General features: G+C 51.1%; 12 protein-coding genes. 10 read left to right on the forward strand and 2 right to left on the reverse strand.

The window, feature by feature from the left end:
• Nucleotides 1-180 precede the first annotated feature (180 nt).
• Nucleotides 181-1,179 (reverse strand): LacI family DNA-binding transcriptional regulator, encoded by a 999-nt coding sequence (locus tag HOP44_RS07895; protein ID WP_172252183.1) that lies wholly within the window; start codon nt 1,177-1,179, stop codon nt 181-183.
• 171 nt (nt 1,180-1,350) lie between these two features.
• Here HOP44_RS07895 and HOP44_RS07900 point away from each other — a divergent pair, with 171 nt between their 5' ends.
• The 4 genes from HOP44_RS07900 (at nt 1,351) to HOP44_RS07915 (ending at nt 5,965) form a co-directional block, all read left to right on the forward strand.
• Nucleotides 1,351-1,545 (forward strand): hypothetical protein, encoded by a 195-nt coding sequence (locus tag HOP44_RS07900; protein WP_172252185.1) that lies wholly within the window; start codon nt 1,351-1,353, stop codon nt 1,543-1,545.
• A gap of 422 nt (nt 1,546-1,967) precedes the next feature.
• Nucleotides 1,968-3,854 carry a ribosomal protection-like ABC-F family protein gene (abc-f, locus tag HOP44_RS07905; protein WP_172252187.1) on the forward strand — a complete coding sequence of 629 codons (1,887 nt, stop codon included), beginning with the start codon at nt 1,968-1,970 and terminating at the stop codon, nt 3,852-3,854.
• A gap of 108 nt (nt 3,855-3,962) precedes the next feature.
• A complete protein-coding gene (locus HOP44_RS07910; protein WP_172252189.1) occupies nt 3,963-5,543 on the forward strand; it encodes an ATP-binding cassette domain-containing protein in 1,581 nt (526 codons plus the stop codon).
• Nucleotides 5,540-5,965 (forward strand): helix-turn-helix domain-containing protein, encoded by a 426-nt coding sequence (locus HOP44_RS07915; RefSeq protein WP_172252191.1) that lies wholly within the window; start codon nt 5,540-5,542, stop codon nt 5,963-5,965. Before HOP44_RS07910 ends, HOP44_RS07915 begins: the two co-directional genes overlap by 4 nt.
• A gap of 117 nt (nt 5,966-6,082) precedes the next feature.
• Here the strand turns inward: HOP44_RS07915 and HOP44_RS07920 are convergent, their stop codons facing one another.
• Nucleotides 6,083-6,466 (reverse strand): hypothetical protein, encoded by a 384-nt coding sequence (locus tag HOP44_RS07920; protein WP_172252193.1) that lies wholly within the window; start codon nt 6,464-6,466, stop codon nt 6,083-6,085.
• A 466-nt stretch (nt 6,467-6,932) separates the two neighbouring features.
• Here HOP44_RS07920 and HOP44_RS07925 point away from each other — a divergent pair, with 466 nt between their 5' ends.
• The 6 genes from HOP44_RS07925 to zapA all read left to right on the forward strand — a co-directional run bounded on the left by HOP44_RS07925 (nt 6,933) and on the right by zapA (nt 17,675).
• Nucleotides 6,933-8,234, forward strand: coding sequence for a radical SAM/SPASM domain-containing protein (locus HOP44_RS07925; RefSeq protein ID WP_172252195.1), 1,302 nt, complete (start codon nt 6,933-6,935; stop codon nt 8,232-8,234).
• Between the two features lie 18 nt (nt 8,235-8,252).
• On the forward strand, nt 8,253-8,534 hold the full coding sequence (locus HOP44_RS07930) for a hypothetical protein (RefSeq protein ID WP_172252196.1): 282 nt from the start codon (nt 8,253-8,255) through the stop codon (nt 8,532-8,534).
• Complete coding sequence (locus tag HOP44_RS07935; protein WP_172252198.1) at nt 8,531-9,220, forward strand: S24/S26 family peptidase; 690 nt, start codon at nt 8,531-8,533, stop codon at nt 9,218-9,220. Before HOP44_RS07930 ends, HOP44_RS07935 begins: the two co-directional genes overlap by 4 nt.
• Before the next feature lie 421 nt (nt 9,221-9,641).
• Entirely contained in the window at nt 9,642-10,658 is a 1,017-nt protein-coding gene (pheS, locus tag HOP44_RS07940) for a phenylalanine--tRNA ligase subunit alpha (protein ID WP_172252200.1), read from the forward strand.
• Between the two features lie 47 nt (nt 10,659-10,705).
• Nucleotides 10,706-13,135: a phenylalanine--tRNA ligase subunit beta gene (gene pheT, locus HOP44_RS07945; RefSeq protein WP_172252202.1), complete on the forward strand. Its 2,430-nt coding sequence runs from the start codon at nt 10,706-10,708 to the stop codon at nt 13,133-13,135.
• Between the two features lie 355 nt (nt 13,136-13,490).
• Nucleotides 13,491-17,675: a cell division protein ZapA gene (gene zapA / locus HOP44_RS07950; RefSeq protein ID WP_172252204.1), complete on the forward strand. Its 4,185-nt coding sequence runs from the start codon at nt 13,491-13,493 to the stop codon at nt 17,673-17,675.
• The last annotated feature ends 2 nt before the right edge of the window (nt 17,676-17,677 follow it).

Raw genomic sequence — 17,677 nt, forward strand, 5'->3', positions numbered from 1 at the left:
TATTTTGGGAACCGGTTCCGTTTTCGGTTAAAAAAGTAGGGCAGGTAGAGAATCAAACCCGGAACCGGTTCCAAAAGAGAATGAAAAAAGACCGTGAAAAGATTCGGCGAATCAGAACGCCGTTCCGGTCCGACGAGAGGGCATAGCCCGAGCCTCAAACCGGAACCGGTTCCGATTGCATTATACAAAAGGTATATTTAAATTGTCAACGCTTTCTCGGGAAAGCATTTCGACGTCCATGACAGTGGAACGCCGAACGTCTTCGCCCGCCGTCAGCTTGAGTATGCTGCGGGCGGCCAGCCTGCCGGCCTCGTAATACGGGAAACGCACGGTAGTCAGCTCCGGATTGATGATTGCCGTGACTTCATAGCCGCCGAAGCCGGTCACCGACAGCTGCGACGGGATCGACAGACCGCGCACATGGGCCGTTTTGACGACGCCCAGCGCAATATTGTCCGTAGCGCAGACGATCAGCGAAGGCGCATGCTCATCCAGAATCTTCTCTGCCGCAGCCCGGGCGTCGCCGATCGCGAAACTGCTCTCGTAATAGCGGATTTCGCAGTCCGGGCATTCCTCCGCCGCGGCCCGGAAACCTTCTTTGCGCAGCCGTCCGACCGCTTCGTCGTCTTCGGTCACGCCCAGATAGGCGATGCGGCGGTGCCCCATGTCCAGTACGTGGCGTCCCATCAGCCGCCCGGCTCCGTAATCGTCGTAGACGAGGCTGTGCAGCCGATCATTTCCCTGGCCCACGAGCAGCACGGGAATACCCGCCGCTTCGGCCGCCCGCAGATGTCCGTCCGTTACCTGCGCCGGCATTAGAATGATACCCGCCACTTTTTGCCGGGCCAGATCCTGCATCGCTTCGATCTCCCGCTGCCGATCCTGCCCCGCGTTATAGACGAGCATACGGCCGCCGGCCGTGCGAAGCTCCTCGTCGATGCCGGTCATTGTCTGCGCGGCCGCGAACGAATCGAGCCGGGGCACGATAGTGCCGATCAGATTGGTCCGTTTGGCTTTGAGGCTCTGGGCGAACGTATTGGGCACATAACCGGCTTCCCGGGTAATGCGCTCCAGTTTCTGTTTTGTTTTGACGCTGACGGAGCCGCCGTTCAAGTAACGGGATACCGTGCTTTTGGCGACGCCCGCCATCTGCGCGATATCCGATATATTTTTGGTCATATCCGCTGATTCCCCTCGCTTTCGCTATGCCGATTTTACCACGTTCACACAATCTTTGCAGATACGGGGTATCGAAATTGCGTTGAAATGCCGATAAACAAACGGAAGGGTTTTTGGCTGGGGAGAAACACAGGCCGCAGGCCCAATCGGAGAAACGGGGAGTGTTCGGATATGGAAGACCGCATGCACGGGAAAAAGGAAGCCCGAGTCTCGCACCGAATCGCAAATCGGATCGGGAACGGAATCCGGATCGGCGTTGCGCTGATTGCGGGGATCGGACTGCTGGTTTATCTGGCTTTTATCGCAGGCATCCTGTTTCTTGCGGGAACGGGGCTGCACGCGGTCTGGGGATTCATTTTCGGCTAACCGGGTAAAAAAGGTTGTCACCGTTATAAAGTTTTGTTAGACTTGCGGTGTTCAACCATTCTGTAGAATTCGAGAGGTACACTCTATACGATGAAGTATACTGCGCATGTCCTCATCTAACTCGGCATACTTGCTTTTCGGCAGCTATCGGTTTTCGAACCGTTTAATTTCTTGCGCCGAAAAAGCGGGACACGACAGGCGGACGTTCAAACGTTCGGCTGCGGCAGGAGTGAGAGAGGGAACCGTGCGTCTTCCATCGGGAGTGTGTGCCTCTTTTTGCGTACCGATTTTTCGGAATTTTCCGACAGGCGCGCCTCACTTCCCGTGAAATACGCAGGTTTCTGCTCGATCATCGACTCTCCAAGTCCGCAGCGGCGTTTGCCGTCACGCGGACTTTTTTATTCGGAGAGGATGATCGATCGATGCGAACCTGGATGATTGCCAAACAATTGGAGAAAGAATGGAACGGGCAGCCGCTGTTTGAAAAGGTGAATCTGGAAGTGGCGGAAGGCGAGCGCCTGGCGCTGTTCGGACGCAACGGCTGCGGCAAAACGACGCTGCTGCGCATACTTGCCGGTATGGAAGAAGCGACGGGCGGCAGCGTGGAACGCATCCTGCCAATCGAAGAATGGGGCATGATGAAGCAGCACGAAGACGTTCCCGAAGAAACAACCGCGCTTGAGCGGGCCTATCTGGAAAACGATCATCTGCATGCGCTCAAAATGAAACTGGAACGACTGGCCCGGGAGATGAGCGGTTCCGGTCATCCGGCGGAGCAGGCGCTGGAAGCGTACGGACCGACCCTTGAAGAGTACGAAAGCCAAGGCGGATTTCACTGGGAAAACGAAGTCGAGAAGCAGCTTCAGCGGATCGGGATGCCCAAAGAAAGCTGGAATCTGCCGTATGCGTCGCTCAGCGGCGGCCAAAAAACGCGGGTGCGCCTGGCCGCGCTGCTGGCGAAATCGCCCAAGCTGCTGATCTTGGACGAGCCGACCAACCATCTGGACGAAGAGAGTCTGCACTGGCTCGAAGAGCAGCTTCGCCATTACGCGGGCACGCTGCTGTTCGTCTCGCACGACCGGCAGTTCATCGACGAGGTGGCGACTGCGGTCTGCGAACTGAATCCGGACGGCATTGTAAAATACCGCGGCGGTTACACCGATTACCAAGGCCACAAGGAACGCGAACTGCGCGAACACGAAGCACTGCACAAAAAGCAGGAACAGCAGCGCAAAGCGCTCGAGGAATCGATCCGCAATTATCAGCAGTGGTTCCTGCAGGCGCACAATTCCGCGACGCATCAGAGCGAAGTCAAAATCACGCAGAGCTATTACAAAGCAAAAGCCAAAAAAAATATTTCCCGCTACCATGCCAAGCAGAAGCAGCTGGAGCGGCTGGACGCGGAAAGCGTCGGCAGCGTGCGCCAGGCGCCCAAATTGAATATGACCCTGGAAGACGAAGGATTCGAAGCCCGCACGCTGCTGCGGTTCGAACATGCCGATTTCGCGTACGACGGGCAGCACATTTTGGAAAACGTCCATTTCAAACTGGATCGCGGCGATCGGCTGGCGGTGCGTGGACCGAACGGAAGCGGGAAGACCACCCTGCTGCGTCTGGCGACAGGGAAGCTTGAACCGACGCGGGGCGAAGTACGGCTGCATCCCGGCGTGAAGATCGGATACTTTTCGCAGGAGCTGGAAGGACTGCCGGCCGATCAAAGCCTGTTGGACAGTCTGCTTGAGCTGCCGAACATGACGCAGACGGAAGCGCGGACGATACTCGGCTGCTTCTTGTTCCCGCGCGAAGATGTATTCAAGCGGATCGGCGATCTCAGCATGGGAGAAAAATGCCGGGCGGCGTTTATTCGGCTGTATTTCGGCGGAGCGAATCTGCTGGTGCTCGATGAGCCGAACAATTATCTCGATATTGATACGCGCGAAGTGATGGAAGCGGCGCTGATGCGCTATCAGGGTGCGCTGCTGCTCGTTTCCCACGACCGGATGCTGGTGCGCAAAGCGGCCAACCGGATTGCGGAGCTGCAGCCTGAAGGCGGGTTTTCCTTGTTCGAAGGCAGTCTGGAGGAGCAGGAAGAGGACGCGAAGCTGCGCGAGAAAAATCCGGGCGGCCGCGAAGAAAATGAACGGCGGTTGATGCTAGAGCTTAGACTGGCGGAGCTGCTGCGGGGAGAAGCGGAAAATCGGACGGCTGTAGGCGCGAAAGATAGGAAGAACTCTTTTTCGGAAATATTCTCGAATAATAAAATTAAAGAAATACGCAAATTGAAAAGAGAATTAGAAGAAAATTCATAAATAACATGTACAGAAACTTTTCTAACACCGTTTTTCATATTTTTTCATCTTTACATTGAAAATATATGAATAAGGTGTTAGATTATTTTTATCTAAAGGAGGGATAAAATGCGAGGTTTAATATTTGAAAACAAGAAGTTTATAGGTATCACTTTGTTATTGGTAATTATGTCTTCTATTACAGCTACAATCGTTCCGGTTCTTATTCAGTTTTTTTCGAAGCAAACTGATAAACTTGATGTTAAATTATTTGTTTTTGCAATAACTGCCATGATTGTATCATTTGTAATACAATTTTTTCTTCTTATTTATAGACAAAACTATGCATCTAAATTCAATACACAGCATCTTTCATCACTTATAAAAAAAATGTATCAGCTAAAATATGATCAATATAACAAGTTTGAACCTACATACCTCATCAATAGAATTTTCGCTGCTGTTGATACCTTATATATTTTTTTGATAACCAGTTTTGAAAGTCTGGTTCAAGCGTCGTTTCTTATTTTAGTTTCGTTGATTCTTTCTTTTTCTATACACTGGTCAATAGCTACAATATTATTTCTTCTAATTCCAATCAATCTTTTCGGTTTTCGGTTCATTAATACTCGATTGAAAACGAAAATGGAAGAACTACAATTCATGGGTGCGGCGGCTAATAAAGACTTAGTCGTTACTTTATCAAACGTTGATCATATCAAACAGATCCCTCAGTATTCAGATTTAGAAAAAGCTATTGTTCCTAAAATAGAAAATTTATATAAAATACTATCTAATACTAATAAATTTGCTCAAGGATCAAGTTCCATTATTGATTTCGTCAACCAGATCATTCAAAATGTTTTATATATTTCAGTTGCTTATTGTATTATTCAAGGATGGCTTCCTATAAGCAGTATGATTATGATCGGAATAATTTTTCCTTTGTTTTTTAATTCATTGAAAAAACTAACAGAAGTAAATATCAATTTAAAAGCTTTAGAAACGAGTAATGACTTTATTAAAAAAGACTTAGATGATCATAGTGAAACAGACGGATCGATAGAAATCGAAAAAATCGAAAAAATAACCTTAAGAAATCCAGCATTTCAAATTGAAAATTTCCAATTTAGATTGTTAGTGGATAGTACCTTATTGAAAGGTCAAATTGTTTATATACAAGGAGATTCAGGATCAGGGAAATCCTCTCTTTTAAAGCTTCTAGTCAAATTTAGAGAAAGTTCAGGAATTGAAATTAATGAAATTCCAATCCATTTAGTAAGCAACTGTTCTCTAAGATCAAAAATTGCTTATCTTTCTCAGAACACTACAATTTTATCAAGAACAATCGAAGAAAATATCGGATTTGGGAGAGATTTGACTGAAAGAGAGAAACAGATTGTGGAAGAATCCGGAATATTGGATCCGATTTTTAAAACTAAACAGTGGAGCACTCTCTTGACGGAAAATGGAGCGAATTTATCAGGAGGAGAAAAGCAAAGAATTGCAATTGCTAGAATGTTAATCAAAGAAGCTGATGTATATATATTCGATGAGAGCACAAGCAGTATTGACCAAGTGTCAGCTAACGCTCTTTTTCAGTCTCTCATAAAGCTATCTACAGGAAAAATCATGATTTATACTTCGCATGATATAGTATTCAAAACTTATGCAACACATACAATTCCCATAGAAACGGTGAAAGAATGAAAAATTATTGGACGATCGAAGAAGTCGCTCAAGAATTAAGCGTTACAACGAGAACAGTCAGAAATTATTTAAAGTCGGGTGAACTTTCAGGCATAAAAGTTGGAGGACAATGGAGGTTCACAGCAGAAAATATCCGTAGATTAGTAGGGGTTAATAGCCCGCTAATTTCTTTTTCTGAGAACAAAGAAACAGATAAGGATTATCAAGAAGCAATCATAGCATTCAACCTTCCCATAAGGAGCGAAGATGAAAGTTCCAATTATCGAAATTTACTTCTTGAACAATACAATAAAGTTTATTCCGGAGAAAATCGGAATTTTTATTATGAGAATGTTTCTCCAAAAGTAGTTAGAATAATTTTATCAGGATCCGCAAAATATGTTTTGAATTTTGGAGCATGGATTGAACAGAAATTTTATTAACCTTCAGATATAAAGGTGGCTCTTCACCACAAGTTTTCCATGACAGAATCAGGGCCATTTTCTAGCCAGATTGATGCATGAAATGAGTCATGTTTCGGTAGCCATACGCTCGATGTTTCAGAGATTCACTTTCGCGTTCAGGGCTTCATCTACACGCAGATGCTCTCGGACTTCGCGCCGTTGTTCGTCGGTCGGGCGGTAAGCAGCCGAAGCGCAGGTCGGGTTTCGCCATGCGCTTCGGCTGAACAATGTCATTTTTCGTCGTTGCTTCATTGAATCCGCAAAGAATACAATCGAGTGAAACCGATCCAAAACCTGTTTGGTCTGCAGATAGGTTATTTGCATCGCTTTGCTCATCACCGGTGTTACGTCTCTCACTACAGCCTGGGCCTGCTGCATCTTATTCATTGGAGACAAGTCAGATCCAGCTGTCTTCCCGCTGCTCGGTTTCTTTCCCTTAGACTGCTGGCAGATTGATGAGTTGTTTGATAAACGGAACATGCAAGCCGCTCTCCTCTTCGTGCGGGTCTCGACAATTACAGGATTACCGGAAGTGAAGCTTATTTTCTATTTTTTAGTTTAAAGCCTGTAAAATACATTTTATGATGAAGATATAATAAATGTTTAATTTGTAAAAGATAGAAGTAAAGCGGATTTCTAGCTTACTTCTATCTTTTTGTTATAAAATGTGATCTTTTTCATTTATGTATAAGTGCATATAAGGTATTTTTTTGAAAAAGGAGGTGATTTCTGTGAAGGAATATTCCAAGCCAAAAGTATTTATGATGTCAATTAAAGCTCAAGCAGCATGTATGTGTTCATGTGGTTTTATCACGGGAGCCGGATCCGGTTAAAGCTTCGAAAATTGATTTGGATTATCCGCTTACTCTTTTAAAAAAGAACTGAGAGTAAGCGGGATTCTCGTAATTGATTATTGATTTTCACACTTTGAGAAGGAGTAAATAAAATGAACAAAATTTCATTTCCTAAAATAGCTGTTTATAAAGAAAAACAAGACTATATTGTTCACAACTTTCAATTGAATAGCTGGGTGGTTTTTGGAAAAAGTGAATACGATATTGCATCCAAAATTATTTTTCAAAATCGATCTGAACAAGAATTAATCGTTGAAGGATATGAAAAGGATAAAATCGTTTATATTTTAAACTTGCTTTTGCTTTATAAAATTGGATATATAGAAAAGCTGCCGGAAGAATATAAGGAATATAATTCATATAAGCAAAAAAAAATAGAATCTGAAAAACCCAGTACTATGTATTTTGTGACAACTTATAAGTGTAATTTAAATTGTATATATTGTTACGCTGAAAGTAGCCCCACACGTTCTACTTGTGATGATTTAAATACCGAGGAAGCAATGAGAATGTTTGAAAATGTTCAAGAACTGGGAGTCGAAACAATTGTTTTTACAGGAGGAGAGGCATTTTTAAGAAAAGATATTTTTGAATTAATAGAATTTGTGAGAAATTTAAATATGAACGCAAACATTATAACAAACGGTTCTTTAATTCAGAATAAAAAGGTTGCTGGAAAATTAGCTTCTCTAGCAAATCTTATTACAATTAGCTTAGATTCAATGGATGCTGCAAAACATGATCTTAATAGAGGTAAAGGATCTTGGGAAAAGGCAAAAAAAGCGATTGATTTATTGGTAGAAGCAAAGGCAAACTTGAAAATCAATCAAACAATTACAAAGAATAATCTAAATGCTTCTGAGAAAGTTCTGAAGTTCGCTAATTTAAATAATCTTCATGTGAAAGTAATCGCTACTTCCTCATTGGGTAGAGGAAAGGATTTTGCTTTTAGTCAATCTTTAAATCGTTATGAAAGAATTAAACTAGACGAAAAATTATTTGACTTAAACAGAAAAAAAGCTAATAAATTATCAATCAAACAATTTGAGCATAAAAAACATTGTGGACACGGTGTAGGGGAGTTTTCTATAGACAGTATGGGAAATATATATTTATGTAAGTTATTACATGACGATAAAATGGTGGCAGGTAATATTAAGAATGATGATCTGAAAACCGTTTTTTATGAATCGGATTTGTTTATGAATGCAAAAAACAGGACTGTTCATAATATTTCAGGATGTAAAGATTGTACTTTTAAAGAATTTTGCGGAGGCGGCTGTAGAGCCATTCAAGCATCTCAAGATGGTGATTTGGATCAAACGGATTTTCATGAATGTTTTCACATACGTAAAAATTTCAAAACACAAATGTGGAGTTATTTCAAAAATTGAAAGGTGGTTTTAATAAATATGAACATCTACTCTTTAAATGGTTCTGTTTTCTCTAACGCTAATACTGAAGGTGTTTTTATTCTATCTCCTACTGGAGAAACGTTAATTTTAAAAGACGATGTTTCTTGTTCAATTTTCAATGAATTCAAAAAAGATAACTCTGTATCATTGGAGCAAATTTCCGAAGTTGTACGACGCAACTTTAAAATATCAATCGAAGAAGAAGAATTTCAAAAGGATATTTCCGAGTTTGTTGAAGTTTTACTACAACATCAAATAATTCAAGTGATGAGCTTATGATAAAAAATTTTACTAAAGAAGCTCTTTTGTCTGGGAAAGATGTCTTAATGGAAATTGAAGGGAATTGTATGGTTCCACTTATTTTAGGAGGAGAAAAAGTTTTAATACGGTCGATAAAAAGTAATGAAAAATTACGTATAGGTGATGTCGTTTTATTTGAAGATGAAGTTTTAAATAATTTAGTGCTTCATAGGATAAATTATATATATGAAGATTTTATCGTAACGTCAGGAGATAACAACCCTTTTTTTGATCCCATTATAAATAAAAGAAAAATCATTGGTAAAATTAAATTTTCTAATAAAAACACAGAGCAAGATTCATCTAATATAATATATGTAATTAATTCTTCATTGAAAAAAACAAAAAAACAAAACTTTTATTATACAGATTGTCCTAATGAAATGATTGATAAAATGAAAGCTCTAAATTATTCAATTGTTGTGCTACATAATCAAGCAAAAGTTCATTTATTTGAATGTGATCTTTCTAAATTTAATAAGATCGCTTACTTTTTCGGATATGAATTCAATGATGAACTAGACAATCACATTTCCAAAAATAAAGTTGATGCGGTTTTGAGAACAGAAATATTTCCTAGCACGACGGACTTGGTAGAACAAATTAAATCAATAGATTTTCTACATACGAAATATAACACATTACCTTTTTTGCATAGTGATTGACGTCGTGAATAAAATTTTAGTACAATAATGCAGTGAATATTTAAAATCTAATGCCGCGATGATAGAGAAAAGTAAGCGCCGACGCCGTACAGGGAAAAAATGCCGTGGATTGAGAGCATTTTTACGACAACGCCGACGCCGAAGTTCGCTCTGGAGCCGCTGTCTGAACCGGGACGCCTGCCGCCCCGCATTAGGACAGCCGGGTCGACGACCCGTTATCTTCGTCATCTGAGAGAAGTCCGGCCGCTGCGGCCGCGAGTTTCCCGATACCGACAGGTCGGCGGGAAGGCTTCTGAATTAGGGTGGTAACGCGATCTTTTCGTCCCTTGGGGCGGGAAGATCTTTTTGTTTTTCGGGTTTTTTTAAGGTAAAAATGACGAGTATTCATTACTTCCCTTGGCGGGAAAGGAGTCTGCGGACGATGAGAGAACGTTTGGAACAGTTGAAAGCCGAAGCGCTCGAGCATTTGAGAAGCGTGGCGGACGCAAAACAGCTCGATGAGCTGCGCGTCAAATATCAGGGCAAAAAAGGCAAATTGACCGAGATTCTGCGCGGCATGGGCGGGCTGTCGGCCGAAGAGCGTCCGGTGATCGGACAGCTGGCGAACGAGGTGCGCGATGCGATCGATGCGGCCGTCAGCGCGCACAGCGAACGTTTCGAACGCGAAGAAACGGAGCGCCGCCTGGCGTCCGAGACGATCGACGTGACGCTGCCGGGGCGCAAACTGCCGCGCGGCGCGGCACACCCGCTGAACCGGATCATCGAAGAGATCGAACAGATCTTTATCGGCATGGGCTACCAGGTGTCCGAAGGCCCGGAAGTCGAGACCGACTACCACAACTTCGAAGCGCTCAATCTGCCGAAAGACCATCCGGCGCGCGATATGCAGGATTCCTTCTATATTACGGAAGATCTGCTGATGCGTACGCATACGTCCCCGGTTCAGGTGCGCACGATGCAGAAGATGGACGGCGAAGTGCCGGTGAAGATCATCTGCCCGGGCAAAGTATACCGACGCGACGACGACGACGCGACCCATTCGTTCCAATTCCACCAGATCGAAGGACTCGTGATCGGCAAAAATATCCGCATGAGCGACCTCAAAGGCACGCTGCTGCAGCTGATGCAGGAGCTGTTCGGCAGCGATACGCAGATCCGGATGCGTCCGAGCTTCTTCCCGTTCACCGAACCGAGCGCGGAAGTGGACGTGAGCTACCGCAAAAAAGGCGCGGAAAGCACGGGCTGGCTCGAAGTGCTCGGCTGCGGCATGGTGCATCCGCGCGTGCTGGAGATGAGCGGCTACGATCCGAAAGAGTACAGCGGTTTTGCATTCGGCATGGGCGCCGAGCGTCTCGCGATGCTCAAATACGGCATCGACGATATCCGTCATTTCTACAACAACGACGAACGGTTCCTAAACCAGTTCGCCCGTCAATAGAAGCGTAGAAGCAGGAATATAACACAAGAGAAGGAAGTGAGCGGGCAGTGAAAGTATCGACGCAGTGGTTGTCCGAATACGTAAATATCGAAGGCATTACGCCTGAAGAGTTGGCAGAGAAAATTACGCGGTCCGGCATCGAGATCGACGAGATCGAGCAGCGAAATCAAGGCGTGCAGGGCGTAGTGGTAGGCTATGTCAAGCACAAGGAAAAGCATCCCGATGCCGACAAACTGAACGTCTGTACCGTCGACGCCGGAACGGGCGAAGATTTGCAGATCGTCTGCGGCGCGAAAAATATCGATGCGGGCCAAAAAGTTCCGGTCGCGGTCGTGGGCGCGGTTCTGCCGGGCAACTTCAAGATCAAAAACGCCAAGCTGCGCGGCGTGGCTTCGCAGGGCATGATCTGCTCGGCCAGCGAGCTTGGCATGAACGACAAGCTGCTGCCGAAAGACCAGCAGGAAGGCATCCTCGTGCTGCCGGAAGGCGCCGAGATCGGTCTGCCGATCACGCAGGTGCTCGGCCTGGACGACGCGGTGCTGGAATTCGATCTGACGCCGAACCGTTCCGACTGTCTCAGCATGATCGGCGCGGCTTACGAGACGGCCGCCATTTTGGGCCGCGAAGTGAAGCTTCCCGCGATCGATCTGATCGAAACGGGCGGACCGGCAGCGGACCAAGTGAGCGTTACGGTCGAAAACGGCGAATTGAGCCCGCATTACGCGATCCGCTACATTTCCGGCGTTCAGATCGGTCCTTCGCCGCAGTGGATGCAGAATCGCCTGATGGCCGCGGGGATCCGTCCGACGAACAACGTCGTCGATATCACGAACTATGTCATGCTCGAATGCGGACAGCCGCTGCATGCGTTCGACGCGGACAAGCTCGGCCGGGAGATCGGCGTGCGTTCCGCGCGCGACGGAGAAACGCTGACGACGCTCGACGGGCAGGAGCGCAAGCTCGATCCGTCGATGCTGCTGATTACCGGCGGAGACCGTCCGGCGGCGCTTGCGGGCGTGATGGGCGGACTTGAGACCGAAGTGACAGATTCGACGGTTAACATCGCGCTGGAATCGGCCCGTTTCGCCGGTTCTTCCGTGCGCAAAACGTCGAGAAAGCTCGGTCTGCGCTCGGAAGCGAGCCTGAGATTCGAAAAAGAAGTCGATCCGTCGGCCGTGATCGCGGCCTTGGACCGGGCGGCACTGCTGCTGTCCCGCCATGCGGGCGGCGCCGTTTTGCACGGAATCGTGGAAAGCAAAAGCGGAGCCGTCGGAGAAAAAACCCTATCGCTGTCGCTGCCGAAACTGAACGCTTACCTCGGTACGGATATTTCGATGCTGGAAGTGAAAGCGATCTTCGCCCGTTTGAATTTCAAATGCGCCGACAGCGCGCAGGGCGTGCTGGACGTACAGGTGCCGACGCGCCGCGGCGACATTACGCGCGACGTGGATCTGATCGAAGAAGTCGCCCGGATTCATGGCTACGACAATATCCCGTCGACGGTCATCGAAGGCCCGACGACGGCGGGAGCGTATACGAAGTCGCAGGCGGTTCGCCGTGCGGTTCGCCGCACGCTGACCCACGGCGGGTTCCATGAAGCGGTGACGTATTCGTTCACCCGCCCCGAGAACACGCAGCGCTTCACCGCCTTCTCGGCCGGCAGCTATGCGGTACCGCTGGCCATGCCGATGAGCGAAGACCGCAGCGTGCTGCGCACGACCCTTGTTCCGCTGCTGCTGGAAGCGGCGCAGTACAACCGCAACCGCAAGAACGCCGATCTGTCGATGTTCGAAGTCGGTACCGTCTTCCACGGCAGCGAGCAGAAAGTGACGAAGCAGCCGACCGAGCGCACGATGCTGGCCCTGCTCATGGCCGGCAGCCGTACGGATGAAACCGTAGGCGCCGCATCGCGCAAAGTCGATTTCTTCGATCTCAAAGGCGCCGTGGAGAGCGTGCTCGAAGAGCTGGGCCTGCATGCGGAATTCCGCGCCGATTCGCCGGACGGGTTCCATCCGGGACGTTCCGCTTCGCTGTATCTGGCAGGCGCTCCCGATAAACGTATCGGCGTACTGGGACAGCTGCATCCGCAGCTGCAGCTCGATTACGATCTGGATGATACCTATGCGGCCGAGATCTGCTTGAACGATTTGTATGCGCCGGCCGCGCCGGAGATCGAATACCGCGATCTGCCGCGCTATCCGTCCGCACAGCGGGATATCGCCGTTGTGGTCGGCCTCGACGTTGAAGCCGGTTCGCTGATCGCGGCGGTCCGCGAGTCGGCGGGCGAACTGCTGCAGGATGTGCGCGTATTCGACGTCTATACGGGAGACCGCGTCGCATCGGACAAGAAAAGCGTAGCGCTGGCGCTGACTTACCAGCATGGCGAACGTACACTGACGGACGAGGAAGTGGCGGCTGCCCAGCAGAACGTCATTGCCCGTCTGGAACAAAGTTTTGCTGCCGAATTGAGAAAGTAAGCAGTCTCGGCAGGAGAAGAGCAAAACCGCATCGAATTCTTTTAGGAATCCGGTCCGCCGCGCGGACCCCTGTCCTGAAGAAGGGTGCGGTTTTTGCCCGTCGGCTGTGTATTTTGCGGGTATTGGAAGCGCTCGGAGCAACTTTCAGGCGGAAATGGCGTCAAAACCCGATAGGTGGTGTGAGGCGATCCTTCGAAGCCGACAACCGAATTCTGCAATCCAAGCGGATCCTGCCCAAGAGCGTCGGGCGATCCCCTGAAGTGTTTATTTAGAAGAAACGGCGGCTGAACGCCAGCGTGCCGCCTCCGAGCGGCAGGCGATAGATGATGGATATAATGGAGAGGAGCGGGCGAATATGGCTGAACGAAAAACAGTCAGCGTGGAGATTTACGGAACGTCCTATAAAATTTTCGGAAGCAGCCAAGATTATGTGAAACGGGTCGCCCGACTGGTCGATGAACGGATGACTACGATCGCAAACGGCCATCCGAGGCTGGATACGGTGCGTATTGCCGTTCTTGCTGCGGTCAATATGGCCGAGACCAATATCGCGAATCAGGATTTGCAGGAGCGGCTGGACGAGTCGCTGTCGCGCACCGGTCTGCTGGAAACCGAAACGGCGGAGCTGCGCGAACGGACGGCGGAGCAGGTTTCGATCGCGGACTCGCTGCGCGCCGAAAATGCCAAGCTGGCCGAAGCGGACAAAGAGCTGACGCTGCGCCGCGAAGAACTGCGCAAAGCGAATGCCGAATTGGAACGGCTGAACGGCCTGAAACGGCAGCTGGAAGGGAAATTGGCCGAAGCGGAGAAAAACGGCAGCGTTTCGCGCGAAGCGCTGCAAAAAGCGGGCAAAGAACTTACGGCGGAACGTACAGCCAAAGAAGATCTTGCGGGCGAACTGCAAACGATCCGTCTGGAACTTCGCCAAGGCGAAGAAGCGCTGGCCGAAAGCCGCGAACGGGCAGGACGTTTCGAGCAGGAAGGCGAAGAACTCCGGGTACGCCTGGCGGAGAGCGAGTCGAAGCGGGAAGAGCTTGAACTGGAGCTTGGTCTGCTGCGCGAAGAAGAAAGCCGCCTGAACGGACTGCGGAGCGAACTCGAAACCCGGGTCGCGGAATTGAAAGCGTCCGGCGAACGCGCGGCTGCCGAGAGCCTCGAGCTCAGGCAGCAGCTGTCCGCGCTGCAGGCGGAAGAAGCCGAGCTGCGGCAGGAACTTGAAGCGGCGGTCCGGCAGACTTCGGAACTTGAAGCCGGTATGCGGTCGCTGGAGGAAATCCGTGCGGGACTGGAAGCGCGGGTCGGCGAACTGGAAGAAGGCGAGACGATTTGGAGCGAGGAACATACGCGTCTGGAATCGGAACTTGGCGAGACCCGTCTGCGCGAGAACGGGCTTTCCGAGCGTTACGAGGAAGCCCGTGCGCATCTGGAAGAACTTCGCACCCGCGAAGCGGCGGAGCAGGAGCTCCGCGGCAAGCTGGAAATCGAACTTGCGGACGTCCGCGAAACGGAGCTCGACCTGCGCGCAGAACAGGAGCGTCTGCGCCTTGCGATGGAGGAGCAGCGGAAGGAACGCGAAGAACTGGAACGCCGGACAGCCGAGCTGACCGAAGCCGAAGCGGCCCGCGCAGCGGAGAATGCCGCGCTTACGGCAGAACTTGCGTCGTGGACGCAGCGCGAAAACGAATGGAAGACCGAGAAAGAAACGTTCGAATCGATGCTTGAAGAAGCGGAACATTTCCGAGGCGAACTGAAACGCGTACTGGAAGAACGCCAGGCGGAAACGGTCCGTCTCGGGGAAGAACGCGATCAGCTGGAGATCGGGAAGACGCGTCTGGAGCAGGAACTGGCCGCTCTGTCGGCCGACAAAACCCGTCTGGAACAAGAGTTGTCGGGTCTTGGCGAGAGTAAACAGCGCCTCGAACAGGAGCGGGAAGAAGCGAATGCGGAGAAAGTCCGTCTGCTGGGCGAACTTGAAGCTGCGTCTTCCGACCGGACACGCCTGGAAGGCGAACTTCAGGCTGCAGGCGAAACGGCTCGGAACCTGAAAAGCGAAACGGAAGCGTTAAACGGGGAGAAACGGCGCCTGGAAGCGCTGCTCGATGCGCTGACCAACGAGAAAAACGTGCTGGAAGAAGAATGGATAGCGCTGGGCGAAGAGCGGGACCGTGTAGACGGCGAACGTTCTGCCGCAGTCGGCGAGCGCGATCGGTTTGCCGCCGAGCTGGCTTCGCTGACCGGCGAGAAATCGGGGCTTGAGCAGGAATTGTCCGGATTGAAAAAGCGTCTGGATGAACTGGAAGAAGAGCGGACGACGCTGGCAGGCCGCTTGGACGATTACCGGCTTGCCGAAGAGAATTGGGAACTTCGCCGCCTCGAACTGGAAGAAGCGGCGGAAACCCGCGAACGTCTGATCGCCGAACGCCAGGTGCAGTCCGCGGAACTGGAAGCCAAAGCGGCGGAGCTCGAAGAGCGGCGTTCGCAGCTGGAGCAGCGTGTACGCGAGCTGAACGAGAGTGAAGAGTATCTCACGGGCGAAGCGGTGCGCCTCGAAGAGGAAGTCGCCGGGCTGGTGGAACGCGAGCGCGGCCTGCACGGCGATCTGCGCGAGCGTGATGCGGCGGCGGAAGCGCTGCGTGCGCGCCTCGCCGAACTTGAAAGCGAGCGCGCGGCGCTGCAGCAGCGGCTGCAGGCCGAGCGCGAAGCGGCCGCGGAACTGGGCGCGGCCCAAGCCGAACTGGAAGCCGGACTGCAGTCGGCGCATACGGAGCGCGAAGCGCTTCGGGCGGACAAGGATGCCCTGGCCGCCGATCTGTCGGCCGCGCGCGAAGAAAGCGCGCGGCATGCGGAAGCGGAAGCTTCGCTTGCGCTTCGTCTGGAGGCGCTCGAGCAAAGCGCCGAAGCTCTGGCGGACGAGAAGCGGGCGCTTGCCTCCGAATTGGAAGCGGCCCGGCTTGCGGCCGAGGGTCTTGCCGAGAGCGGCGCACGCCTGGAAAGCGAGCTGCGCGATGCAGGCAGCCGCATCGAAGAGCTGCAGGGCGAGCGCGAAGCGCTCGAAGCGCGGCTTGCGGCCCGAAGCGGCGAACTGGAAGAGACGAGAGCGCGCCTGGAACAGCGCGTAAGCGAGCTGGGAGCAAGCGAAGAAGCGCTGACGGGCGAAGTGATCCTTCTGGAAGAAGCCCGAAGCGGCCTCGCCGCCCGTCTGGCCGGGACGGAAGCTTCGCTCGGGACGCTGGAAAACGCTCATCGGGAAGCGGTTCGTGAGCTTGACGATCTGCGCGGGCAGGCGAGCATGCTCGAAACCGAACGCGATACGCTCGCCGGACGTCTGGGCGAAGCCGAAGAGCGGGAACGCGAACTGCAGGACGTGCGCGAAAGCGTACAGGCGGAACTTGAACGCCTGCGCGGCGAGCATCAATCCGCCGTGCAGGCCAACGGCGACCTGTCGGCCGAACGGGAAGAACTGCACGGAAGATTGGCCGAGGCTGAATCCCGCCTTACGGACCTGTCGCGCGAGCTGGAATCCTATACGGCCCGGGAAGCCGAATGGACCGGCGAACGCGAACGCCAGGAGCGGCTGACCGGCGACCTGGAAGAACAAGTACGCCGTCTGCGCGAACAAAAAGAAGAACTGGAACGCGGACTCGAAGCGCTGACGTCCGGCGAAGAAGAGCGCGCCCGGGAATATGCGCGCCTTGAGAATGAACTTGCCGCATCCCGGGAACGGGAACAAGCGGCCGAGAGCCGGGAGCAGGATTTGGTTGCGCAGCTTCACGAATCTTCCCGCACCGCGCAGCGTCTTGACGAACAAGCCGGCAGCCTTGCCGCCCGAATCGGCAGCCTGGAAGCCGAATTGGAAGAAGCGCGAAGCGGGCTCGGCGAAGCCTCCGAAGCGCTGGACGAAGCGAAGCGGGAAGCCGAGCGCCTCGCCGAAGCCGAAACGCAGTGGAACGCGGAACGCGAGCGGCTGTTTTCCCGGGTGGCGGAATTCGGCGGCCGCGAAGCTTCATGGCGTCTGGAGACCAGCCGTCAGCGCCGCGAACTCGAAGAAGCCGGCGAACGCGAACGCCTGCTGACCAAGCAGAAGAATTCCGCGGAACGCAAAAGCGAAGAAGCGGCGGCCCGGGCGGCGCAGACGGCCGAAGCGTGCGAACAGCTTCAAGCCGAGCTGCGAACGGCCAAAGAGTCGGCCCGCGAACTTGAACGGCGCAGCGCGAAGTGGAATGCGGAACTGGAACGGCTCCGGGAGCTGCGGCAGGGCTGGGCGGAAGAGAAAACGGAACTCGAACGCCGGTTGGAAGCTGTGGCGAACAAGGCACCAAGAGAGGAAGAACCGGGCAGCCTCCAGCGCGAGCTCGCCCAGGTCACCGAGCAGTACGAGATGCTGTCCCATCAGCTTCGCATTCTTCATATCGAACGCGAGCTGGAGAAAGATAAGCGCGAAGAGACCGACCGCGAATACGCGCGTCTTCAAGAGGAGTACGCGGCGCTGCAAAAAGAGCACAACGAATGGATGGAAATGCTGGAGCAGGAGCAGCGGTAGGG

The organism is Saccharibacillus deserti, from assembly GCF_013618475.1.
In the GTDB taxonomy this organism is placed as follows: domain Bacteria; phylum Bacillota; class Bacilli; order Paenibacillales; family Paenibacillaceae; genus Saccharibacillus; species Saccharibacillus deserti.